This window comes from Siminovitchia thermophila (assembly GCF_016909185.1).
GTDB lineage: Bacteria > Bacillota > Bacilli > Bacillales > Bacillaceae_C > Siminovitchia > Siminovitchia thermophila.
Genome location: NZ_JAFBFH010000006.1, coordinates 40,445 through 63,942 on the forward strand (window position 1 = coordinate 40,445; position 23,498 = coordinate 63,942).

Here is a 23,498-nt window from a genome sequence, read left to right on the forward strand (position 1 = left end):
TAATGCAAAGTTTATCACTTGGAAGTCGCGAGTAAATACAAAAAGTAGCTAGTAATGTCTCAGAAGTGGCGAGTACATGACAATCATTGGGAGGTAGCGAAACCATTACAAAGTGTAAACGGGTTCGCCGCGGCGCGAAAAAATAAGAACAGCTTCGAATATGTATCCGGAAGCTGTTCTATGCTTTATTGTTTTACTTCGGTCCAAATACGATCATAAAGAAGAGTTGCCTCCCCAACATCTCTCGCATATTCGGAGCGCTCGAAGAAATCTTGCGGGATGGTCATCTCTTGTTGAATTTCCTCGGAAAGAAGCTTGACAGCTTCATTGTTAGGATTACCATACGGATAGGATTCGGAAATTTCTTTGCTCATTTCCGGCCTCAGAATAAAGTCAATAAATTTCTCGGCATTTTCTTTATGTGGGGCTCCTTTCGGGATGACGAAATTGTCTTGCCATAAGAAAGAGGCTTCTTCTGGAAAGATGATCTCAATATTGGGGTTTGACCGTTTTGCCAGTGCGGCTTCCGCGCTGTACATGATGCCGGCTTTTGCCTCGCCCGTAATGAGCAGTCCTTTCGGATTGTCTCCATCAAACGCTTTAATATTTGGCTTTATTTTTTTTAGGAGTTCCCCGGCTTCTTCAATTTGTTTTTCATCGGTACTGTTGATTGGATAGTCCAAAATGGCCAACATCGCGCCAATGGCTGCCCGGTTATCTTCGGGCATGACTAAGCTGTTTTTAAATTCGGGATCAAACAAGTCTTCATATCCCTTTATATCTTTTTTGACAAGCTCCTTATTCACGGCGATGACGACAGATCCCCATAAATAGGGAACGGAATATTCATCATTGGGATCTGCAAATGTGCCGGTAAAATCGGGATTCAAATGTTTTAAATTTGGGATATTCTCTTTATTGATTTTTTCAAGCATTCCCTCTTTCACCAACATTTCAATGAAAAACAGTGTGGGAACGGCAATATCGTATCCAAGGTTGCCGCTGTTTAGCTTGGCGTACATCTCTTCGTTGGAGGAAAAAGTGGTGTAATTCACCTTGATGCCTGTTTCTTCCTCAAATTGCTGGATAACTGAATCAGGCAGATATTCCGACCAATTAAATACATTCAACACCTTTTCATCCGCTTTTCCCCTGGTTTCGGAAGAACTGCTTGAGCCGCAGCCGGACAAAAATAATGAAGTCACAAGGAACAGTGATAAACAGAATTTGATCGGTTTGCTCATTTTTCAAACTTCTCCTTTCGTTACTTCATCGTTGTAAAATTCTTGATGGCGAAATACTTCTTTTCCTTCAAATAACGTCAGCAGCACCTTGGCTTGATGGATGTTGCTTTCAGGTATTTCAAATATGTTTTGGTCCAGCACGATCAAATCGGCTTTTTTGCCTTTTTCGATCGAGCCTGTCAGGTGGTCGAGTTTGAGCGAATAAGCGCCATTGATTGTAAAGCTTGCGATCATGTGGGCGAGTGAGGTTCTTTCTGCCGGGTTATGGATCAGACGCTCATCTGACTTCCCGATTTCAATCCGAGTCACACCTAATTGGATGCCGTTTAACGGATGGAAATTCAATGTCACCGGGTAGTCGCTGGCGGAAGCGGCAATCAGTCCCGCATTAATCAGGCTTTTCATCGGATATTGTGATTCCGCTCTTTCCTTGCCAAGATAAGGCTCTTCGATCTCAAAGTAATAGCTTGGCTCTTTCATGAACCAGTACGGGTTTGGAACGGCCACAATATTCAGTTTCTTCATTCGGGCAATATCTTCACGATTGACGAGCTGGAGATGGGTGATGGCGTGCCGGGCATCAAACGGTTCGCCTTGCGCCTCCGCATACGCAAGCCCGTCCAATGCAATTCTAGTAGAAGCGTCCCCAATAGAGTGAATGTGGATCGTAAATCTTTCTTTATGAAGCTTGGCCGCCGTTTCTTTATAGACTTCCGGCTCCCAGATCAGCTCGCCGCGGGAATCAATATGTTCATACGGCTCTTCCAGATAGGCTGTTGCGCCTTCCACGACACCGTCAATAAAAATTTTGGCCGAATTTGTCTGGAAATAGGACCCATGACAATGCTTTTTTCTTTCGGCCACTAGTTCATCCACTTGATCAATACCGAGGTGCGGATCGACAAAGAGGGAGTTGCGATACCTAATCGTCAGCTTCCCTTCCTTTTCTAATTCGCTGTATGCTCTAATCGCATTTCCATTTCTCATAAAGGGCTCATGTACAGATGTGATACCGCACGCGGCGGCTCTTTTTTGATAGGCTACAATTCCATCTTTGTATTGTTCAACGGTGTAATCGGGGATGTTTTTTGTCACGAGGTTCATCGCGCTTTCACGCAGCGTTCCGGAAGGTTCTCCCGTTACCCGGTCCCGTTCAATCACCCCGCCTTTCGGGTTGGCCGATTCTTTGCGAATACCTGCAAGTTCCAATGCCTTTGAGTTGACCCAGAGCGAGTGGTGATCTTCCGAGTAAAGACAAACCGGCACATGCGGCGCAATTTCATCCAGCCATTCTTTTCTCGGTCCGCCCCCGGCTCCAATCGCATTTCCCCAGCCCACTCCGATAACAACCTCAGCCCCGGGAGTGTCATCCAGATACTTTTTTACAGCATCTGCCGCTTCCTGTTGGCTTCGGCAATGATTCAATTTGACGGTAAAGAGCGCTTCGGCTCCGCCCATACTGACATGGGCATGACTGTCAACAAAACCGGGCAGGACCAGTTTTCCTTTCAAATCAATCGTTTTTGTCCATGCGCTTTTATAGCTTTGCGCCTTCTCATTTGAGCCGACAAACAATATGTTGCCGTTGGATATGGCGACCGCTTCCGCCCAGCTTCTGTTTTTGTCGACGGTATAGATGTTGCCGTTGTAAAAGATGGTATCAGCGTATGTGTTCACAAAACTCCCCCTTTCTAATTGAAGCGCTTACAATAATATTATACATATCATAAAACATTGGGTTCACACAACGTCAATTGCAGATTACAAGTGATGTATAAAAAAGCATTGAGCATACCCCATGTTTGTTGTATAAATAGAGTACCAGTCCGGGAAAGGAGAGGTTTCCAACTTGAAAATTGGGCAATTTGCCAAAAATGTCGGCGTTACCGTTGATACAGTTCGCCACTATATGGAGTTGGGGTTATTAATTCCGACAAAAGAAAGAACCCACTATTACTTTGATCAAAATTGCATCGACGATATGACGTTAATCATGAAGCTGAAGGACTTGCAATTCACTTTGCAGGAAATCCATCGAGTCATATCCATTAAACGGGTCACCCATTTCGTGGACATCCAAGAAATAGATTTCTATTTAAAAGTATTAATCGAAAAGAAGCAGAATCTCCTTCAGGAAAAGGAAATAATAAATCATTCCCTCCGTTTGCTGGATGAAAAAATTGAATCCATTTATCAAATGAATGTTGCGGCTGCTGTTACAGGTGTTCCCATTACATTTTTATCGATGTTCCATTGTCCGCACTGTCAAAAGGCGCTGCATCTGACAGATGCTTTTATTAAGGAACAATATATCTTTACAGGTGCTCTGCACTGCGCTTGCGGATATGAGGCAGTCATCAAGGACGGCATTATCGTCACACCGGATATCAGCACTTCGCCGCAAAATGAACATTATATATATGATCAGCAAATGATCGAAGAAATCACGCCAAGTTTTGTCAGTTTATTGGAAAAAGGGAATCAATGGATTTTTAATCGGTTGCTGCGGCAAGACTTTTCCCATAAAGTGATTTTGGAGACAAATGTGGAGACATATGTATTTCCTCCCAAACTGCTTTGTTCCCTTACGCCGGATGCGCTATATGTGTTCTGCGGCAATACAATGGAAATGTTGCGAACACTAAAAAGGAAAATAGAGCATTTTAATCCGGGGTTGCGAGTGCTATACATAGTAAACAGCCAATTGGATCTTCCTTTCAAGCACGCAGTAATCGATGTTGTTATTGATGTATTATCGTTTAACGATTTTTCCTTGTTTAACAGCTATTTGCCTTTGGAAAAATTGCGCCCTTATTTAAATAAAGAAACGATTATTTTGGGATATACGGCTTATTATGATTTGGACGCTAAATCGCATCAACAATTGCGGAAGCTATATCCAAACTCCCATATTCAAAATATTCAGCCCCTTTTTCTGGAAAATAATCTCCTCAGCGGCGGATTTCAATTAGTGGAAAAAGAATGTATCGGATTTACGGATCATCCCGGCGAGTATATCGATTACCATATGGAAAATGAAAAGCTGTATTGCATGGCTTATGCTGCTCATAGAAAAATAGATACATAACGATATGACGGGTGCGTGTTAAGTCCAAGTCTATTTCATTAGTATAAGCTATGTTCCAATCCAAGGGGATCTATCGTATGTGGTGTGAGAGCAAACGAATCTCCTGTCTTTGCTTGCCGATTTGTTCCAACTGGTGTGAGTGCAAAGCGGGCAACTTCGTAAAAAGCCATGACAATTTATTGCGGCTTTTTACGATTATGGCGGCGCTTGCGCTACGTAAGCACTCCCATTTTTCAAAAAACTCAAGGGGATAGCAAATGCACAGGGGACGTTTTTGTCTTACTAGTGCCCGTCATCACAGTTTTGAAAATATAGCGTACCCCACCTGACCGGCACACCGTTTTTGTCTTACTAGTGCCCGTCATCACAGGCGGAAGACATGGTTTTGGTGTTAGCTGCCGTTTGATCTTTCTTCAGTTGAATCTGATCGCCACTAAGTTTTTTCAGTTGAATCTAAATATGTCTGCCTGCTGGAATCATTTTTTATGCCATAAAATAAGGTAAAAGGGCACCGCCATAAATAAAAGCGGCGACAATGATGATGGCCGGATGAATTTTCCACCAAACAATCGCTATCAATGAAACAAGGCCAATAAAAATAGATTGCCACACACCAATGGACGCAAAAGAAACCGAGCTGAATTGCCATGTGAGCTGGATCATCATCACGGCAATAACCGGCTGGACCAACAGTGTCATTCCTTTTACTACCGGCGACTGTTTAAAATGGTTCAACAATTTTAAAAGAAGAATGATGGCAATGGCAGATGGAGCCACCGTTCCTATTGTGGCAACTAAAAGCCCAAGCCAGCCCGCTTCCTGAAAACCAGTGAAAGCGGCTATTTTTGTGGCGATCGGACCAGGCAGCGCATTGGCGACTGCCAGCATATCAACGAATTCCTCATTCGTCATCCAGCCGTAATGATCGACTATTTGCTGCTGTGTTAACGGGATCGTAGCAGGGCCTCCGCCGTAGCCAAGGATATTTGCTATAAAAAAAGCCCAGAATAAATGCCAATAGATCATGATGATACTCCTTTATCATGATGCTTACCGCTTCCTCCGGAGAGTTTTCTTTTTGTCCAACTGTACAGCTTGATGTGAATCGTTCCATATGCCAAGAACGCCATAATCACAAATGCCGGATGGATGTCCAATACGCCGAGCAGCAAGAAAGCAACGACACCAAAAACAACACCGAGGACCTTCCCCATTCCGCCCCATGTTTTTACGCAAAATTCATATGCGGTTATGCCGAGCAGTACCGCGATGACGGGTCTGACAGCCGCAATCATTCCTGCGACAATAACAGATTCTTTCATTGTATAAAGTACGCCCAATAAAGCCACGATCGCCACACTGGTAGGAAAAATATGGGCGATCACCGCAACAACGGCTCCCATCGCTCCTTTTTGCTGATAGCCAAGTTGTGCCGCAAGTTTAGTGGCAATCGGTCCAGGCAAGGCGTTTGCAAAAGCCAACAATTCAGCAAATTCTTGATCAGTCATCCACTGATAGCGAACAACAGCTTCATGGCGAAATAGCGGAATGACGGAAGGTCCTCCTCCATAGCCGAAAATTCCGGTTCGCGCCATGGCCCCTGATATGGCCATGTACCCTTGAAAGTCCAAGCGCAATCCCCCCTGTATACGATTATAGTTTAAGCCCCATCCTGCTTTTGTAGCGCTTTAAAAGCATCTGGGTATCCACACGCATGATGCCTTTCATGGAGTATAGTGTTTCAAGAAGAAATTCTTCCATTTCTTTCATATTTTTAAAGACACCATGCATATGAAGGGTACTGGGTCCTGTCATATGATAAAGGCTGGTAACGGCGGGATGCAAAGCCAATTTTTCCGCTATTTTATCCAAATATTTTGGTTCTACATCCACATTGAAAAAAGCGGAGACCTGAATACCGACTTTTATCGGATTAACAACTGCTGTAAAACGTTCGATCACTCCTTCATCAACCAATGATTGAATCCGGGATTGTACAGCTACTCTGGAAATCCCGATTTGTTTGGCTAAATCGGTATAAGAAATTCTGGCGTTTTCAAGAAGTATCTCAATGATTTTTTGATCCGTTTCATTTAATGTCAAAGAAGGCATCATATTTTCTGCAAATGTATCTTTGGATTGGATGGTACTCACCTCTATGATTAATAGTCTTGTTAATATATCACGACTGATTTTGAATGTTACCCGCCTAAAGAACTTTCTGTATGCGCCCGTTATTCTCATATTTGCCATTCCCGCTCTTCGCAAAAAAACTCTTTCAAAATCCTTTGAACGCTATATCCACATGCCGATCATATAAATCAATCAAAGAAGTTGCGAAATATATATTTTATCCTCATTAATTGCGCGGGAACGGATTGCTATTCATATTTTAAAAAAACATACGAAACGAAAATAATATTTGCTATATTATATATCAAAAGAAAGTTTTTGTGGGATTTTATGATCGTTTTGTTCGTTTGTTTCATCGTATAAAAATCAGCATCGTTTTTCCTTTTTCGACAATCCTTTCAATTTAAGGGTGGGGCTTGACAAATTTTTGTAAGTGCATACATGATTAGGTTGGAGAAATGGATGAACAATCAGAAAAAATCATCAACTAAGGCGGGCATGTTTACAGGAATGGTGTGGATAAAGATCAGGAGTTAATGAGAAAACGCTTAGGAGCTACAGGCCATCTCATAGTTGCCCGTACTCCATGCTCCAGTATTTTTTCATGGTTACCAGTTTTCCGGCTGGATAGAAAATCAACTATGCAACTAGTTATCAAAAGGAGGGAGATTGTTGATTACTTGTAATCACTTGTCACACCCTTATCCCATTACGAGGAACTCGGCTTATGCCAAAAATGGTGTTGTTGCCACATCACAACCGCTTGCCGCTCAGGCCGGACTGGCAATCTTGCAAAAAGGCGGAAACGCTATCGATGCCGCAATTGCAACTGCGGCCTGCCTTACCGTATGTGAGCCGACGTCAAATGGAATCGGAGGGGATGCCTTTGCGCTTGTTTGGACAAAAGGAAAGCTCCATGGTTTAAATGGAAGTGGACGTGCTCCCAAACACATTTCAATTGAAAAGGTTAAACAAATGGGTTATGATGCCATGCCCAAATTTGGCTGGATTCCTGTAACAGTGCCGGGTGTACCCGGAGCGTGGGCGGAATTGTCAAGGAGATTCGGAAAATTGCCGCTAAAGGAAGTATTAAAGGATGCGATTACATATGCCGAAGAGGGTTATCCGGTATCTCCCACTCTCAGCCGGTTTTGGAAAAAAGCTTATCTTGCTTTTTCACAGCATTTAAAAGAGGACATGTTCAAGTATTGGTTTGATACTTTTGCTCCAAACAATCGTGCTCCAAGTGTTGGGGAAGTATGGTCCTCAAAAGATCATGCCGCGACATTGAGGATGATTGCCGAAACCGATGGTAAATCATTTTACCATGGAGAAATAGCCGATAAAATTGTTCAATTCTCCAAGGAAACCGGAGGATTCTTTACGGAAGAAGACTTAGCGGAATATGAACCCGAATGGGTAGAGCCGATCGGCATCCATTACCGCGGATATGATGTGTGGGAAATTCCTCCAAATGGCCAAGGCATTGTGGCGCTTCAAGCATTAAATATTTTGAAAGGTTTTGAATTTGCGAGCAAAGAATCACTCGATACTTACCATAAGCAAATAGAAGCGATGAAGTTGGCCTATGTCGATGGGTATAAGTTTATTACGGATTTGGAGCGTATGACATATTCGGTGGAAGAAATATTAAGTGAAGCCTACGCCGAGGAGCGCCGCAAACTGATTTCGGCAGAAGCCTGCTTGCCTCAGCCGGGTGAGCCGTTCAAAGGCGGGACCGTCTATTTGGCCACCGCAGATAAGGAAGGAAATATGGTTTCGTTTATTCAAAGCAATTACATGGGATTTGGTTCTGGTCTGGTAGTTCCGGGAACAGGGATCGCATTGCAAAACCGCGGAAACAACTTTTCATTGGATCCCACTCATGTGAACGCTTTGGAAGGTGGAAAAAAAACATTTCACACCATTATTCCCGGATTCTTGACGAAAGGCGGTCAAGCTGTTGGTCCGTTTGGTGTCATGGGTGGTTTCATGCAGCCCCAAGGCCATGTTCAAGTAATCATGAATTCAATCGACTTTGGCCTCCATCCTCAAGCGGCGCTTGATGCACCGCGCTGGCAATGGATAAAAGGAAGGACAGTTGAAGTAGAACAAAGATTCCCACATCATATTGCTGGCGATTTGGCGTATTTGGGACATGATATAAGAATTGCGCTGGAAACGAATAACTTCGGCAGAGGCCAAATTATTTGGAGAGACCCTGAAACGGGTGTATTGGTAGCCGGAACAGAATCTAGAACCGATGGCGCGATTGCACTGTGGTGAAGAACATAGTAAAATATTGAAATTGGTTTCTGCTTTTGACAGCGGAAGCCAGTTTTTTTATAGTAGAAGCGCTTGATGTAAAAGCGGGGAAGAAAGATAATGGAGAAGAGGGTTAGGATTGTATAAAAGACACGGCCTGATGACATAAATGGCAAACGCAACTGATTGCTTGCCCGGGGCCTATTAAATTTGTTAGACGTAAAGTATCAAAAAAACTGGAACTATTTCGATTAGCGCAGAAGGCAGAGGTGAGATCGTGCGTATTTTACTTGTTGAAGATGATCGGACGATTGCTTCCGGTTTAGAGTATTCGCTGCAACAAGATGGTTATGAAACAACGCTGTGCTATAATGCCGCATCTGCTCAGGATTACTTAACCAAGCATTTTGCGGAAATTGACTTATGCTTATTTGATTTATCCTTGCCTGATGGGAGCGGTTATGAATTATGCAAAATGGCGAAAAGGAATGGAGATATTCCGGTCATATTTTTAACGGCTATAGATGAAGAGGTCAATGTCGTGATGGGGCTGGATATGGGGGCTGATGACTATATTACAAAGCCTTTCCGCATTCGGGAGCTATTATCAAGAATCAAATCCGTGTTGCGCCGCTATCAAAAGCAGCCGAAAGCAAAAGCGAACATTGATATCGGCCCCGTTCGGATTAATGTGTTAGAGGGAAAAGTGTATAAAAACGGTGAAGAGCTGATTTTAACAGCGTTGGAATATCGTTTATTGCTTGTTTTTGCGAACCATATTGGCCAAGTCCTATCACGTAATCAGCTTTTAGAGCAAATTTGGGATGTAGCCGGCGATTTTGTGAACGATAATACGTTAACTGTCTATATTAAAAGATTACGTGAAAAGCTGGAAGATGATCCGCAACATCCTCAATTGATCAAAACAATTCGCGGATTAGGCTATAAGGTTGGGGATTGATATGTGGAGAAATATAGAGATCCGTATTTTATTTTTAATTGTTAGTATCATTTCAATAGCTGCGGTCATGTGGAATGTGATGACTTCCATCCTTCCTCTCTATATTTTACTGGCTACTATTGGAATGCTCATCAGTGTTTTTTTTGCATTTACTTGGTGGCGCTATCGTAATCTTGAAAAACTCTCAGCTTATTTACGAAAAATATCAGCCGGTCATTACACACTCGATATTCGGGATAACCGTGAAGGGGAATTAAGTATATTAAAAAACGAAATCTATAAAGTGACGCTGATGCTGTCAGAACAGGGCAACTTGTTAAAGAAGGATAAAATTCACTTAGTGAATGCTATATCCGATATTTCTCATCAATTAAAAACGCCCTTAACATCGATGACCGTCATGGCTGATTTATTGAGTGATGATCATTTGCCAACTTCTAAACGGAAGGAATTTGTTCAAAATCTCCAAGTTCAGCTTGAAAGAATCGAATGGCTTGTTTCTTCTTTATTAAAACTATCAAAAATTGATGCGGGCAGTGTGCCATTTAAAAAAGAGCCGATTAACGTGCGGGAGTTAATTGAAAAAGCCTTAAGACCTGTCCTTGTTCCCATTGATGTTAAAATGCAAACCGTTCAAATAGAGAAAAAGGATGATGTGACGTTTATTGGTGATTTCAATTGGACGGCGGAGGCGCTTATCAATATGTTAAAAAACTGCGTGGAACATACACCGATTGGCGGGACGATTGCGATTTCCTATAGCGAAAATGCTTTGTTCACCGAAATAAAGATAGCAGACAATGGAATAGGAATTCCTTCAGAAGATTTGCCGCATATTTTTAAGCGGTTTTATAAAGGGAAAACGGCCGATAAAGACAGTGTTGGAATTGGACTTGCGATGGCTCATTCCATTGTGACGAGCCAAAACGGTACGGTTGATGTCCAAAGTCAACCAGGAGAAGGAACGGCCTTCCATATTAAGTTTTACAAACAGATTATTTAACATATTTAGAAGTCCGAAATGAAGTATTTCAAGAGCGAGTAAGACTATGGTGATCCCGGCTGCTCAGGCGCAAAAATCGTATTGAACGAATACAACAGCGGTGCACAATTGCTGACTAAGGGATCGTCTTATTGCGGCCTCCCGAAGCTACCGCTCTTTCTGCGCGCTTTGACAATACTGACAGAAGCATTCCTTGTCCTGTCGTTTGGCAGCTGCCCTGTCTTTTTGATCGGCTTCCGTGAAACATTGCGATAAGTCGCGTTCAGAAGTTTTTTCTCGGCCTGCCGCCCCCTGGGAAAATCATATTGGGTGAAGCTAGGTTGTCAATGCTTTTCCGCTTCTTATGCTCACTCGGGTTCCCTTCGCTCCAAAGCATTCACAACCGCCATTCATTACCTTTCCAATTGGAAAGAAAAAGAGGAAAAATGGAGCTTGTTATAGAAACAAGTTTCAGAAAGTGCTTAACAGAGGAAGTCATTTCGATGTCAAAGTTTAAAAAGCCTTTCTCATTGTCTTTACTATTATCTGTATGGGACTATTTCCACTACACGGTTCAGCAAAAAGCAGTCAAAAGTCAATAAACAAGGAAATTCAAAAAATATGAGGTTCTTTTTGTTATTTGGTCCTTCAATACACGATACGAAATTATTCCAAAACCAAAGGGTTGATTAAATTGATTACCTTTTTAGAAACTGTAAAAGAGTTATCTTTTTTATTAATATTTATTTCCAGTGCTATTTATTGCAGGCAACTGAAATTAACGAAATGGAAAAGAAAACTCTCTAAAGGCGAAATGACAATGTATATCATTACTTCCATTACACTTCCCACTTATGCAATTATTTATCTTGTTCTTCTTTTAGGAACTTGAGGTTCGTCGGTATGCCATTAAAGGAGCAAATTTGGATTGACAACCGCCAGTGGATCGCCCTTCTCCTCTTAACGTCAGCCGCACAAATAATTAGTATGGTACCTGTAGTTAGGACACTTGAAAAAGAGTGTTTTGCCTATAGGCATTTTTTTATCCCGCATTAAGGTGCCATAAGTCAAAATCTTGAGTGAATAGAAAAGGTCCAAGTGTGAGAAACGGCACCTAAATGCCCGATTGGTTCAACTAACATTCAGCAGGAGCCCTACTGAATGAAGTTTCACTTTATCCCGCATTAAGGTGCCGTAAGTCAAAATCTTGAGTGAATAGAAAAGGTCCAAGTGTGAGAAACGGCACCTAAATGCCCGATTGGTTCAACTAACATTCAGCAGGAGTCCTACTGAATGAAGTTCACTTTATCCCGCATTAAGGTGCCGTAAGTCAAAATCTTGAGTGAATGGAAAAGGTCTAAGTGTGAGAAACGGCACCTCAATGCCCGATTGGTTCAACTAACATTCAGCAGGAGCCCTACTGAATGAAGTTTCACTTTATAGATGCAAATTTCCTCGGCAAATCTTACAGAGTACGTGGACGTAATAGGAATGAAGCGAATTGAACAGGTGGAAGAAGGCTTATCAAAAGAATGGATTGATCGGACTTACAGATTCGAAGAATCCCTATCTCTCAGCGGCATAAAACAGCAATCAGAATCAAGTAAACCTCTTCCTGGGTGACTCAATTGTCACATTAGAGTCACTTCATAGTCATGTTCAACCGATACACTATGTTTAGGATGTGAAAGGATGGAGGTTTCGTAATGGAGATTTTGCGAGTTGAACATTTATCAAAAGTATATGGAAAAGGGGAAACAGCCGTCAAGGCTTTAGACAATATTTCTTTTTCGGTCCAAAAAGGCGAGTTTGTCGCGATTATCGGGCCATCTGGCTCCGGGAAATCAACACTTCTGCATTTGTTAGGCGGGGTCGATCAGCCAACAAACGGGAAAGTATTTGTTGATAATACGGATATATACCAATTAAATGAAACACAGCTGGCGATTTTTCGTCGTCGGCAAATCGGTTTGATTTATCAATTTTACAATTTGATTCCGGTGTTGACCGTTGAGGAAAATATCACATTGCCGCTTTTATTAGATGGGCATAAAGTGGATGAAAAGCAATTTCAAGATATTGTGAACCGCTTAGGATTAGAGAACCGACTGCATCACTTGCCCAATCAGCTTTCTGGCGGGCAACAGCAGCGTGTTTCAATTGGACGGGCTTTGATTTGCAATCCAGCTCTCATGTTAGCGGATGAACCAACAGGAAACTTGGATAGTCAAAATAGTGCAGAAATCATTGAGCTATTAAAGATGTTCAATAAAACATATCAGCAAACCTTGATCATCATTACACATGATGAGCGCATTGCTTTACAAGCCGATCGGATTATCGCGATAGAAGATGGGAACATCAAAAAGGACGAGGTGGTTCGTCCATGAATATCGTGAATAAAGTAACGATCCGCCACTTGAAGGAAAATAAGCGGCGTACCCTTGTTACGATTATCGGTGTTATTATTTCTGTAGCGATGTTAACTGGCGTATCGACAATTGGTGTATCGTTTATGGACTTATTAAAAAGGCAAACCATTGCCGATAAAGGTGAATGGCATGTCTTGTATCGAGACGTGAATCCAGAGCAACTGGAAGCGATACAGAAAGACGAACAGACCAAAAAAGTGATTTTGTCGAAAGATATAGGCTATGCTTATTTAGAAGGAAGCCAAGATGAATACCGGCCATATGTATTTTTAAAATCGTATGACAAAGAAGGCTTTCAACATTTTCCGATTGAACTGTCAAGCGGGAGACTGCCAAAAAAGGAAAATGAGGTTGTGATTTCGGAGGAAATAGTCACCGAGGCACTCGTCAATTATAAAGTCGGCAGTTCCATGAAGTTGGAAATTGGAAAAAGGGAAGCACCACAATCAGAAATAACAGGGCCTTTACAACAAGATTCTGCTTTAAATTATGATGAAAATGGTGAAGTCTCTGAACAATTAGTTGATCTGCAGGCGAAAGAATTTACGATTGTGGGAATCATGAAACGCCCTAAATGGGAGATTCCCTGGTCGCCGGGATACACTATCATATCCTATTTAAATGAGAATTCAATTGGAAAGGAAGAACCACTGAATGTCAGTGTCGTCTCCAAAAAATTAACCGGATCTTTTTACAAGGATACAGAGAAATTTGCCCAAACGATTGGCATTAGCGATTATGAAGTGAACATTGAGTTGCTTCGTTATTCCGGTGTGGTGAAAAGTGACGGCATGCGTCAAGCTCTTTATTCTGTTACCGCTGTGATCATGGCGATCATTCTTATCGGTTCCGTGTCCTTAATTTATAACGCCTTTGCGATTTCCGTTTCCGAACGCTCACGTCATTTAGGCATGATGGCGAGTGTGGGGGCAACGAAACACCAAAAGCGGAATTCTGTTTTTTTTGAAGGAATGGTTATTGGGTTGATTAGTATCCCGATCGGCATTTTAGCCGGACTTGGCGGCATAGCCATTACATTTATGTTTATTAATTCGCTGATCCAAAATGTATTTAGTGTAACGGTCCCATTAAAAGTAACTGTCACACCTGGCTCACTTATTGCCGCGGTGATCGTATCTGTTATAACTATATTTATTTCCTGTTTTCTGCCAGCCATTAAAGCGTCCCGCATTTCCGCCATTGATGCGATTAGACAAACTGCCGATGTAAAATTAACGGGTAAAGCGGTCAAAACTTCCAGGTTGGTGCGAAAGATATTTGGGATTGAAGCGGAAATAGGCTTGAAAAACTTAAAGCGCCATAAACGCAGATACAAAGCGACCATTTTTTCATTGGTCATTAGTATTGTTTTATTTTTGTCCGTCTCTTTCTTTACGGACAACTTGAAAAAAGCACTTTCCCTGCAACAAGAAAGGGTCAATTATGATATTCAGGTCGGTCTTGGCTATGAAGATGATGAACAATTTTTGCGCAATATCATAAAAACGGAAGAGATTACGGATTACAATTTCATCACAGAGTCCACCTTGGTTTCAATGGTTGAAGCTGATAAGGTGGCGGACCCCATTCGTGAGTGGGATGGTTTTGAAGACATGTTAGTAGATGGCAAATACCATTACAATATCAGATTACACGCTTTAAAGGATGAAAAATTACAGGCCTATGCGAAGCAGGCAGGAGCAAGCTTTGATGATTTAAAAAATGGTTCCTTCGCGATTTTGCATGACACCGTCCAATTTGGGGATGCAGGCACAGGGAAATATACAGAAACAAAGGCTATTCATCTGAAAGAAGGGGAGGAGCTTGAGCTTTTCAGGCCGATTGACGATGAAACAAATGAAACAGATGAAGAAGTAGAAACAGAAGAAACAGAAGAAGAAAAATTGCAATCTGTCGGTAAAATCAAGGTTGCCAAGTTTACGGACCAGGTGCCGATGGGAATAAAGCATGCCGAGCTTGGTGAATTAAATATGATCGTATCAGAGTCCACTTTCAAACAGTTTGGATTGTCAGAAGAAGAAAGTACCCCCTATTTATACTTAAATAGTACGGATCCCGTTAAAACACAGAAAAAGATAGAGGAAGTTCAAAGAATAAAACATTTTATCGCAAATCATTATCAAGAAAAACAACGGGATGAACAATTAATTTTGATTTTATCAGTGTTTACGTATGGATTTATTAGTTTAATAACCATTATTTCCATCGCCAATATTTTAAACACGATATCGACTAGTGTGTCGTTACGAAAACGTGAATTTGCGATGCTGAAATCGGTCGGGATGACACCGAAAGGCTTTAGTCGGATGATTCATTATGAAAGCATCTTTTATGGAATCAAAGCATTATTGTACGGATTGCCGTTGAGCTTCGTGGCCATGTACTGTATTTACTATGCTTTGGGACATGCGTTTTCCTACGATTTCTTTTTACCGTGGCTCAGTATTCTTTATGTCGTCATTGCTGTTTTTGTGATCGTTGGGATTTCCATGATGTATTCAAGCTCGAAAGTAAAAAAAGAAAATATTATCGACGCATTGAAACAAGAAAATATGTAAAAATAGGGCTGCCGACAAAAGTGATCAATCAGACTTTTGCCGGCAGCCTCTTTATGGGCTTCGCCCATTTTGCCCGTCCAGCATGTTGCTCCAAGATTTGTCTTCCAAAGGAGCCTGATCTAACCATAAAGCCTTGAATTATGTGTTGCGGTTCTATACATTTAATAATGAAGGAAATGCCGATCGCGCATGCTTTTTTCCGAAAAGGAATAAAGTGCTTTGGAGGACCTGCCCGTGATGAAAACATTTTTGGAAAACGATTCAAGAAAAAATGAATTATATAAGCAAGTATATAGGCACATTCATAAAAGAAATTTGGTTTCAAAGGCCGATTTGATTAATCTCGTGCAAACAAAACCGACAACCATGACAAGAATTCTTGATGAACTGCTGGAAAACGGCTTGATCAAAGAGGGAGGACTGGGCCCATCAAGCGGGGGCAGGCCTCCGATTTTATATAAGATAAATGAATCTGCGGCTTGGCTGATCGGTGTTGATATATCCAGAACGGAAACGAGAATAGTTTTAACGGACCTTACATTTGCAATCATGAAAAGTCATATGATCCCAATGACAAAAGCTCATACGCCAGATGTTGTGTTTGCTGAAATTCATGAAGTGATTCATAAATGGCTTCATCAGTATAAAATCTCTTTTGCGCAATTACTTGGGATTGGGGTCGGGGCGGTTGGCCCGATTTTACGCTCTGAAGGAACGTTGTTACATCCGGAATCTTTCCTGGCAAAAGGGTGGGAAAGGGTAAGCATTCCCGAACAGCTTTCCCGTTTTCCGGTCCGCATCATCGTTGATAACGGAGCCAACAGCGGAGCAGCTTCCGAGTTTTTTGTTCATCGGGAAATGTATCGGCGAATTTTGTATTGCATTATGGGATTTGGAATTAGATGCGGCTTTTTATATGAGGGAAGTCCTTTTTATACCGGCAAAGGAGATGCCAGCGCCCTCGGCCACATCATCGTAAAGGCAGACGGAAAAATATGTATTTGCGGCAAGCAAGGCTGTTTGACGGCTTATTCCTCCTATCCAGCCATGCTGGATGAATACAAGAGAGCAACCGGCCTGGAAATAGATATTGGCCAATTGGTGAAACTGGTGAAGGCGGGGGACCGAACGGCCTTATTTATCGCCAAAAAGAGCGCTTATTATCTTGGGGTCGGGTTGGCAAATATGATGAATGCGTTAGGACCCGATCTTATCGTTCTCCACGGTATGCTTGTTTATGAGACGGACTTTTTCTTTGAAGAGACCGTAACCAGTGCCCGTGCCCACACGTTTATGCCGGAAACTGTTTCCACTTTATTTAAAAAAGGTTCGCTCAAAGAAGAAGCAATCGCTTTGGGAGCCGCAATCCAAGTATATGAATCATATTTTTAATCAACTAAGTGGATTTTGAACGAAAAGCCGACGATCCTGCGGGGATTGCTTGAGCGGAAGCCCCCGTAGAAGCGATGAGGAGGCTAAAACGGATCTGCAAAAAACGCTCGCCCCAGTATCTGTTATGCGTCAGAAATGAAATTAATTCAACTTAGAAAGGGGGCGGCAGTATATGAAGGAGAATCGGACTGGAACCCTTCTCCAAATATGTTGGACATTTATGAAAATCAGCCCTGTTACGTTTGGGGGCGGGTTTGCGATGATGCCGCTCATGCAAAAAGAAATCGTTGACAAACGAAAATGGATGAGTGAAGAAGAAATTGTTGATGCCTTTGCGCTTGGACAATCGGCACCGGGGTCGGTAGGGGTTAATTCTTCAGCTTTTATCGGATACCGGATCGCCGGTTTAAAAGGAGCGCTGGCCGCGACAGTCGGAATGATGACGCCGACATTTTTCATTGTCATTGTGTTAAGTTTGCTCTTTTTAACGGTGCGGGATCACGATTTCGTCGAAGCGGCCTTTCGAGGAATTCGCCCCGCCGTTGTAGCGCTTATCGTATATGCGGCTATTACTGCTGCAAAATCTTCCATTTTGGATAAAAGTACTTTCGGTTTAGTGGTGATTGCGCTGTTCTTATTAATTGTCTTCCATGCCCATCCGATTGTTTTAATTTTTGCCGGAATGATCTCCGGTGTTGCGATCCATCGCGTAAAAAGGAAGAGAAAAAACGTGTCCGCATGCAAGTCACAATCGGAAGGGAAGGCTGATTAGATGCTGTTGGATCTGTTTTTGACCTTTTTGTTAATCGGCTTTGTATCTTTTGGGGGCGGATATGCGATCATACCGATGATTCAGCTTGAAGTGGAGCGCCATGGCTGGATGACTTCCCAAGAACTGATCGATGTTATCGCGGTGGCGGGCATGTCCCCAGGACCAATCGCCACAAATACAGCGGTTTTCATTGGATTTCATGTGGCGGGGTTTTGGGGCGGAGCAACGGCGGCCCTTGCCATGACACTGCCTTCCGTTTTGATCGTTCTTTTGCTTGCTTCTTTTTTTTACAAAATCAACGAGGCTCCTGTTGTTCAATCCGCTTTTTACGGCATGCGCCCGATCATCACGGCACTGATCATCTTTGCCGCTTTTTCATTTGCCCAATCAAACGGGCTGCTCGCTTTTACAAAAGATTCTTTGATTGGAGGTCTGCTCTTTTTACTTTGCTTACTTGCTTTGCTGAAATACAAATGGCATCCGATGTTGGTCATCGTGGTCGCCGGAGGGCTGGGCATTCTTCTTTACTAAATGGCATAACAAAGTTGCGCCTCTTTCGTTGCTGGGCTAATCTAGTATCACCAGGCCAGGCAACAATCAAGGGAGGTGCATGTTTCTGTTTAAAAAGACTGCTCTGTTACTCGCAATCTTTTATCTGTTCTTTTTTGTTACAGCATTAGCAGACACTGATCAGGAAGTAAACGGCGGTAAAGAGACGGTGCCTGACATTCGGGAACAACACGTTCTGTTAGTAGGATTCGATCCGAATTTTCCCCCATACCAGTTTGAAAAAGATGGCGAATACACCGGATTCAATATCGATTTTATGAATAAAGTGGCCAAGCACAGCGGTTTTCGTGTGAAATATATCCCGATGAATGTTGAAAAGAGCATTGAAGCGTTGCAAAAACAGGAAATAGACATCATACTCGGGGTTCCCTTTACGGGGGATTTAAGTGAGCGTGTGGAATTTTCCGAACGGTACATCGTGTCTGCAGCGGGTGTGCTTGTCCCAAAGAACAGCCCGGTACAAAGTGTAACCGATTTGCAAGAACAGCGGATTGCGATTCAATATCGGACGCCGGAATATGATTTTTTACGAAATATCCGGGATATCCATTACCATTCGGCCCATCAGCCTAAAACAGCTATCAACATTTTGTTTAAAGAGCGTGCTGACGCTTTTGTTGGAAACTATATTACTGCGAAATATTTTTTGGAAGAAAATGGATTGGAAGACAAATATCAGTTGATCAACACCCATTTGCTCCCCCTCGAATACTCTTTTGCCGTTCAAAAGGGAAACTACTCGTTGCTGCACCAACTAAACCTTGGAATCCGGCAAATCAAACTGACGGAAAGTTATTCCGATATCTATCATAAATGGTTCGAGAATTTTGAATCGCCGCTAAGTGAAAAATTGAAGAAAATAAGGGAATTTCTCATATTTATTGTCATTTTCGCTATTGTAGTATTTTTAGTCGTTTATAAGTGGAACCGCGAACTGGAGAAAGAAGTGGCTTTAAAGACGCATGATTTGCAAATGATGAATGAATCTTTAAAGCGGCAAATTCAAAAAACCAAAAACAGTGACCAACTAAAAGAACAGATTCTGGAGTCAAGCGCGCGGGGGGTTATCACTTTTTCCCTGTACGGATACATTACATCCATTAATAGAATGGCCATGAATATGCTCGGTGTAGAACAGAAGCCGACCGGCAGGCGCATGAATGAATTTTCTTTCCTGTCCAAGATGCTGAAAGGGCGAAAACACGCTGTGCTTGGTTCTGGTAAAAATATTATGGGAGAGGAATTAAAAACCACATCGCCAAGCGGGGCACCCGCCATTATCCGATATGACATCCATCCTCTCTATGATATTGACCAAAGCATTTCAGGAGTATTGCTCATGTTTGAAGACGTTACAGTTGAAAAACAATTAAAGGACCAATTACAAGAGGAGGAAAAAAGCCGGGCACTCATTCAATTAGTAGCCGGAATTGCCCATGAGATTCGAAACCCGCTCACTTCTATCAAGACATTTGTCCAACTCATTCCAAAAAAAATGGAAAATGCGCGGTTCAGAAATGAAATAGCAACGCTTGTCCCAAAGGAAATTGATCGGCTCAATCAACTAATTGAAGGGTTAATCCATTACGCCAAGCCGGTTTCCAAGGAGAAAAAACGGTTTGATATCGGGCCATTATTGAAAAACGTCATTCGATTGTTTAAACAGAATATGGAAAATAAAAATATCAAAATCGAATATGACATTGTGCCGAATCTTTGGATTGAGGCCGATGAAAGCCAGGTGAAGCAAGTATTGATCAACCTTTTTTTAAATGCCATTGAATCAATGGAACATGTGCGGCGAGAAAAAACATTATATGTAAACGCTTTATGTTTGGGAGATGAAGCCGTCATCACTATTAGAGACAAAGGGGAAGGCATGACGGCTGAACAGGCAAAGAAGATTTTTGAGCCCTTCTATACTTCCAAAGAACATGGCACCGGATTGGGCCTTTCACTTTCCAAACAATTTGTCATTGAGAATAACGGGAGTCTCGCTTTGGAGAGCAAGCTCGGGGAAGGGAGCACTTTTATTTTAAAATTCCCAAAAAAGGAGAGCAGGCATCATGAAATTGTTAATCATTGATGACGAAGCAGCCATTTGCTCATCCCTCCAATTTGCATTGGAAGATGATTTTGATGTACAAACTACCACTGATCCATTAGAAGGATTACAACTGATCAAGCAGGAAGAAGTGGATCTCTGTTTACTCGATTTAAAATTGGGGCATACAGATGGCTTACAAGTATTGGAAGATATAAAGAGTATCCAGCCTGAAACGATTGTCATTATGATGACAGCCTATGGTTCTATTTCGTCTTCTGTTGAAGCCATTAAAAAAGGGGCGTATTCATATCTTACCAAACCTCTTCATATGGAAGAATTGTTTTCCGTTCTTAAGCAGGCGGTCGAATTTTTACAGTTAAATAAAAGGGTTGAACAATTAAGCCAGGAACTGGAAAAAAGATATGCTTTTGAAGGAATGATTGGAACATGTCCCAGCATGAAAAAAGTGTTTGAACTGATTGATAAAGTAAAAGATATTGATTCTACTATTTTGGTAACTGGCGAGAGCGGGACGGGAAAAGAGTTAGTTGTCAGAGCCATTCACTTTTCGGGTAAAAGGAAAAAAGAGCATTTCGAGGTTGTCAATTGCTCCGCCATTCCCGAACAATTACTGGAAAGTGAGTTGTTTGGCCATGAGAAAGGCGCATTTACAGGCGCTTTGTATAAAAGAGAAGGAAAATTTCAGTTGGCGCAAAAAGGAACCATTTTTTTGGATGAAATAGGGGATATGCCACTTTCCTTGCAGGCCAAACTGCTTCGCGTCATCCAGCAGAGGGAAGTTACTCCTTTGGGCGCGGACAAGGCGATAAAACTTGATGTGCGGATGATTGCCGCGACCAATAAAGATTTAAAAAAAGCGGTTGAAGAAGGAACATTTAGAGAAGATCTATACTACCGTTTGAATGTGATGGAAATCCGAATGCCCCCTCTTCGGGAAAGGCGGCAAGATGTGCCGCTTTTACTGAATCATTTTATTGCAAAGTTTAACAAAGAAATGAATAAAAAAGTAGAAGGCTTTTCCGAAGAGGCATTAAAGTGGCTGATCAACTATCATTTTCCGGGAAATATTAGAGAATTGGCGAATATCGTCGAATCGGCCATGATTGTCGTACAAGGAAAAACGATTCAGTTACATGATTTGCCCAACCGGTTTATCGACGAAACAAAAGCTGGCGTCCTTCGACAACATGTCGATACGGCAATCGACACGCTCGTTGGCTTGCCGTTAAAGGAAATCGAAGAAAAAGTAATTCTTGCTACACTGAAAAGGAATGAAAACCACAGAAAAAAAACAGCAAAAATGTTGGGAATTAGCGAGAGAGGTTTGCGGGAAAAATTAAGATGTTACAAAGAAAGCGGCAAAACATTCCGGTAAGCGGAAAAATTTGCCGCTTTTTAACGGTCTTTTTTATGTAAGCGCTATATATAACAAGAGGTTTGAAGATGGCATGTTTTTTGCAATTTTAACAATGAGCGAACAAACAATAGAAAGAGGGTCAAAAATGAAAAAAATATCGGTTTTATGTTTTGTTTTCATTCTGTTTTTGGCTGCCTGCGGGGGTGGTGAGAAGACTTCCGGAGGAAAAGATAATGGAAAAGACGGAGAGGCTTCATTTGAAGATTTATTTGTGACGATTGCGACCGGAGGTACTTCTGGAGTGTATTACCCGTTGGGAGGAGCACTTGCCACGCTTTTGCAGGAAGAGTTGGGAGCGGATGCCTCTGTACAGGCGACACAGGCATCAGTAGAAAATGTCAACCTTGTTTTAAGTGGAAGGGCGGAACTTGCTTTTATTACGGGAGACACTGGATTCCAGGCATATGAAGGATCAGGCGCTTTTGAAGGCGAAGACCCGAAAAAAGATTTAAGGTCGCTTGCGGCATTTTATCCAAATTATCTGCACATTATTACGACAGCAGACTCCGGTATTGAGTCTTTTAGCGACTTAAAAGGAAAAAAAGTGGCAGTCGGAGCACCAAATTCAGGAACGGAGTTGGCTGCCCGCGTCTTATTTGAAGGGCATGGGTTGAGCTATGATGACATTACACCAGACTACTTATCTTTTGCGGAAGCGGTAGAACAAATGAAAAATGGCATTGTTCATGCAGCAGTGCTCAGCAGCGGCATTCCAAACTCGGCGATCATGGACTTGGAAACATCTCATGGTGTAAAAATCATTCCCATAGAAGATGATGCCATGGAATATTTGACAAAAGAGTACTCATACTTGGGTAAAACTGTTATCCCGGCCGGAGCATACAGCAATAAAGAGGACGTTCCAGCTATTTCCATTACCAATGCCATGATTGTCAGTAAAGATTTAACAGAGGAAGAAGTCTATCATATGACGAAAGCGATTTTTGAAAATCTCGATGTGTTAAAAGATGCCCATAGCGCGGCAGAAGACATTGATATCCAACATGCGACAGAAGGTTTGGGCATTCCGCTTCATCCTGGTGCGGAAAAGTATTTTAAAGAGGAAGGCGTATTAAAATAGAAAGCATTCCAAGCGAAAGAAGGGGTTTTTGGCGTCCCCTCTTTCGAAAAAATGTACTTTTTGTTAGCGCAATAGCTGTCTGTCTTATGCTTATCAATTTATTATTTGCGATGAAGAAGCCGCTCCAACTCGTGATCTGTGACAAGGACACAGCTGAGGAATGTGTAAGAGAAACAGTTTACCCCGGAGATGAAATTGTTATCCATTGGCGGCATTCTGTTGAAAAAACAATCTGGGAAGAAAAGTTGTTAATTGAAAAAAACAAGACTTTTACATTAATCGAAACGAAGTTTCAATCTTTTGGGGCCGGCGTGCCGAATGAAAAGGAAGGAAGCGTGAAAGTGGAAGATGGATTTGTCATTATGGGGGATTTGCATGAAACGAAACCCGCATACTACTGGATCCATTCACAAATTGCCGAGCTGACCGTTTTGCTAAACGGAAAAAAGCTCCTGCTTCCTGAAGCAATTCCCCATCATCATAAAGTGGAAATGACAATAGAAAAGGGGTGAGG

Annotated in this window: 18 protein-coding genes; 13 read left to right on the forward strand and 5 right to left on the reverse strand. The window is 42.1% G+C overall.

Translation table 11 applies throughout. From position 1 onward, the window contains the following. Window positions 1-185: 185 nt before the first annotated feature. Window positions 186-1,244: an ABC transporter substrate-binding protein gene (locus tag JOC94_RS05830; RefSeq protein WP_077113088.1), complete on the reverse strand. Its 1,059-nt coding sequence runs from the start codon at window positions 1,242-1,244 to the stop codon at window positions 186-188. A gap of 3 nt (window positions 1,245-1,247) precedes the next feature. Further along, complete coding sequence (locus tag JOC94_RS05835; RefSeq protein ID WP_253191914.1) at window positions 1,248-2,921, reverse strand: amidohydrolase; 1,674 nt, start codon at window positions 2,919-2,921, stop codon at window positions 1,248-1,250. A 172-nt stretch (window positions 2,922-3,093) separates the two neighbouring features. Between JOC94_RS05835 and JOC94_RS05840 the strand changes: the two genes are divergently transcribed. After that, on the forward strand, window positions 3,094-4,332 hold the full coding sequence (locus tag JOC94_RS05840) for a MerR family transcriptional regulator (protein WP_077113089.1): 1,239 nt from the start codon (window positions 3,094-3,096) through the stop codon (window positions 4,330-4,332). Window positions 4,333-4,815: 483 nt separating this feature from the next. Here the strand turns inward: JOC94_RS05840 and JOC94_RS05845 are convergent, their stop codons facing one another. From JOC94_RS05845 to JOC94_RS05855, 3 genes are read right to left on the reverse strand one after another with little or no spacing between them, the layout of a single operon-like run. Then, window positions 4,816-5,358: a chromate transporter gene (locus JOC94_RS05845; RefSeq protein ID WP_077113090.1), complete on the reverse strand. Its 543-nt coding sequence runs from the start codon at window positions 5,356-5,358 to the stop codon at window positions 4,816-4,818. Beyond that, window positions 5,355-5,945, reverse strand: a complete 591-nt coding sequence (locus JOC94_RS05850) for a chromate transporter (RefSeq protein ID WP_077113184.1) — start codon at window positions 5,943-5,945, stop codon at window positions 5,355-5,357. Before JOC94_RS05850 ends, JOC94_RS05845 begins: the two co-directional genes overlap by 4 nt. Window positions 5,946-5,985: 40 nt before the next feature. Beyond that, window positions 5,986-6,447 carry an Lrp/AsnC family transcriptional regulator gene (locus JOC94_RS05855; RefSeq protein WP_077113185.1) on the reverse strand — a complete coding sequence of 154 codons (462 nt, stop codon included), beginning with the start codon at window positions 6,445-6,447 and terminating at the stop codon, window positions 5,986-5,988. Between the two features lie 690 nt (window positions 6,448-7,137). Here JOC94_RS05855 and JOC94_RS05860 point away from each other — a divergent pair. From JOC94_RS05860 to JOC94_RS05915, 12 genes are all read left to right on the forward strand, one after another. After that, complete coding sequence (locus JOC94_RS05860; protein ID WP_077113091.1) at window positions 7,138-8,751, forward strand: gamma-glutamyltransferase family protein; 1,614 nt, start codon at window positions 7,138-7,140, stop codon at window positions 8,749-8,751. A 256-nt stretch (window positions 8,752-9,007) separates the two neighbouring features. Then, window positions 9,008-9,691: a response regulator transcription factor gene (locus tag JOC94_RS05865; protein WP_077113092.1), complete on the forward strand. Its 684-nt coding sequence runs from the start codon at window positions 9,008-9,010 to the stop codon at window positions 9,689-9,691. A 1-nt stretch (window position 9,692) separates the two neighbouring features. After that, complete coding sequence (locus JOC94_RS05870) at window positions 9,693-10,694, forward strand: sensor histidine kinase (protein WP_077113093.1); 1,002 nt, start codon at window positions 9,693-9,695, stop codon at window positions 10,692-10,694. Window positions 10,695-12,379: 1,685 nt separating this feature from the next. Beyond that, a complete protein-coding gene (locus JOC94_RS05875; protein ID WP_077113096.1) occupies window positions 12,380-13,063 on the forward strand; it encodes an ABC transporter ATP-binding protein in 684 nt (227 codons plus the stop codon). Then, window positions 13,060-15,684 carry an ABC transporter permease gene (locus JOC94_RS05880; protein WP_077113097.1) on the forward strand — a complete coding sequence of 875 codons (2,625 nt, stop codon included), beginning with the start codon at window positions 13,060-13,062 and terminating at the stop codon, window positions 15,682-15,684. Before JOC94_RS05875 ends, JOC94_RS05880 begins: the two co-directional genes overlap by 4 nt. A 237-nt stretch (window positions 15,685-15,921) precedes the next feature. Beyond that, complete coding sequence (locus JOC94_RS05885; RefSeq protein ID WP_236016996.1) at window positions 15,922-17,076, forward strand: ROK family protein; 1,155 nt, start codon at window positions 15,922-15,924, stop codon at window positions 17,074-17,076. Between the two features lie 172 nt (window positions 17,077-17,248). Then, entirely contained in the window at window positions 17,249-17,848 is a 600-nt protein-coding gene (locus tag JOC94_RS05890; RefSeq protein ID WP_077113099.1) for a chromate transporter, read from the forward strand. Further along, the gene (locus JOC94_RS05895; protein ID WP_077113100.1) at window positions 17,849-18,379 is read left to right on the forward strand and encodes a chromate transporter; all 531 of its coding nucleotides are present in this window, start codon (window positions 17,849-17,851) and stop codon (window positions 18,377-18,379) included. Window positions 18,380-18,458: 79 nt separating this feature from the next. Next, on the forward strand, window positions 18,459-20,504 hold the full coding sequence (locus JOC94_RS05900) for a transporter substrate-binding domain-containing protein (protein WP_077113101.1): 2,046 nt from the start codon (window positions 18,459-18,461) through the stop codon (window positions 20,502-20,504). Continuing rightward, window positions 20,485-21,861, forward strand: a complete 1,377-nt coding sequence (locus tag JOC94_RS05905) for a sigma-54-dependent transcriptional regulator (RefSeq protein WP_077113102.1) — start codon at window positions 20,485-20,487, stop codon at window positions 21,859-21,861. Before JOC94_RS05900 ends, JOC94_RS05905 begins: the two co-directional genes overlap by 20 nt. A gap of 127 nt (window positions 21,862-21,988) precedes the next feature. Continuing rightward, complete coding sequence (locus JOC94_RS05910; protein ID WP_077113187.1) at window positions 21,989-22,984, forward strand: TAXI family TRAP transporter solute-binding subunit; 996 nt, start codon at window positions 21,989-21,991, stop codon at window positions 22,982-22,984. A gap of 86 nt (window positions 22,985-23,070) precedes the next feature. Next, complete coding sequence (locus tag JOC94_RS05915) at window positions 23,071-23,496, forward strand: DUF1850 domain-containing protein (protein WP_077113103.1); 426 nt, start codon at window positions 23,071-23,073, stop codon at window positions 23,494-23,496. The last annotated feature ends 2 nt before the right edge of the window (window positions 23,497-23,498 follow it).

What these genes read in the sequence shown, in the direction of transcription:
- JOC94_RS05830 (WP_077113088.1), bottom strand. Translation starts at nt 1,244, where the DNA reads ATGAGCAAACCGATCAAATTCTGTTTATCACTGTTCCTTGTGACTTCA.
- JOC94_RS05845 (WP_077113090.1), bottom strand. Translation starts at nt 5,358, where the DNA reads ATGATCTATTGGCATTTATTCTGGGCTTTTTTTATAGCAAATATCCTT.
- JOC94_RS05850 (WP_077113184.1), bottom strand. Translation starts at nt 5,945, where the DNA reads ATGGCCATATCAGGGGCCATGGCGCGAACCGGAATTTTCGGCTATGGA.
- JOC94_RS05855 (WP_077113185.1), bottom strand. Translation starts at nt 6,447, where the DNA reads ATGATGCCTTCTTTGACATTAAATGAAACGGATCAAAAAATCATTGAG.
- JOC94_RS05870 (WP_077113093.1), top strand. Translation starts at nt 9,693, where the DNA reads ATGTGGAGAAATATAGAGATCCGTATTTTATTTTTAATTGTTAGTATC.
- JOC94_RS05875 (WP_077113096.1), top strand. Translation starts at nt 12,380, where the DNA reads ATGGAGATTTTGCGAGTTGAACATTTATCAAAAGTATATGGAAAAGGG.
- JOC94_RS05880 (WP_077113097.1), top strand. Translation starts at nt 13,060, where the DNA reads ATGAATATCGTGAATAAAGTAACGATCCGCCACTTGAAGGAAAATAAG.
- JOC94_RS05885 (WP_236016996.1), top strand. Translation starts at nt 15,922, where the DNA reads ATGAAAACATTTTTGGAAAACGATTCAAGAAAAAATGAATTATATAAG.
- JOC94_RS05890 (WP_077113099.1), top strand. Translation starts at nt 17,249, where the DNA reads ATGAAGGAGAATCGGACTGGAACCCTTCTCCAAATATGTTGGACATTT.
- JOC94_RS05895 (WP_077113100.1), top strand. Translation starts at nt 17,849, where the DNA reads ATGCTGTTGGATCTGTTTTTGACCTTTTTGTTAATCGGCTTTGTATCT.
- JOC94_RS05900 (WP_077113101.1), top strand. Translation starts at nt 18,459, where the DNA reads ATGTTTCTGTTTAAAAAGACTGCTCTGTTACTCGCAATCTTTTATCTG.
- JOC94_RS05905 (WP_077113102.1), top strand. Translation starts at nt 20,485, where the DNA reads ATGAAATTGTTAATCATTGATGACGAAGCAGCCATTTGCTCATCCCTC.
- JOC94_RS05910 (WP_077113187.1), top strand. Translation starts at nt 21,989, where the DNA reads ATGAAAAAAATATCGGTTTTATGTTTTGTTTTCATTCTGTTTTTGGCT.
- JOC94_RS05915 (WP_077113103.1), top strand. Translation starts at nt 23,071, where the DNA reads ATGCTTATCAATTTATTATTTGCGATGAAGAAGCCGCTCCAACTCGTG.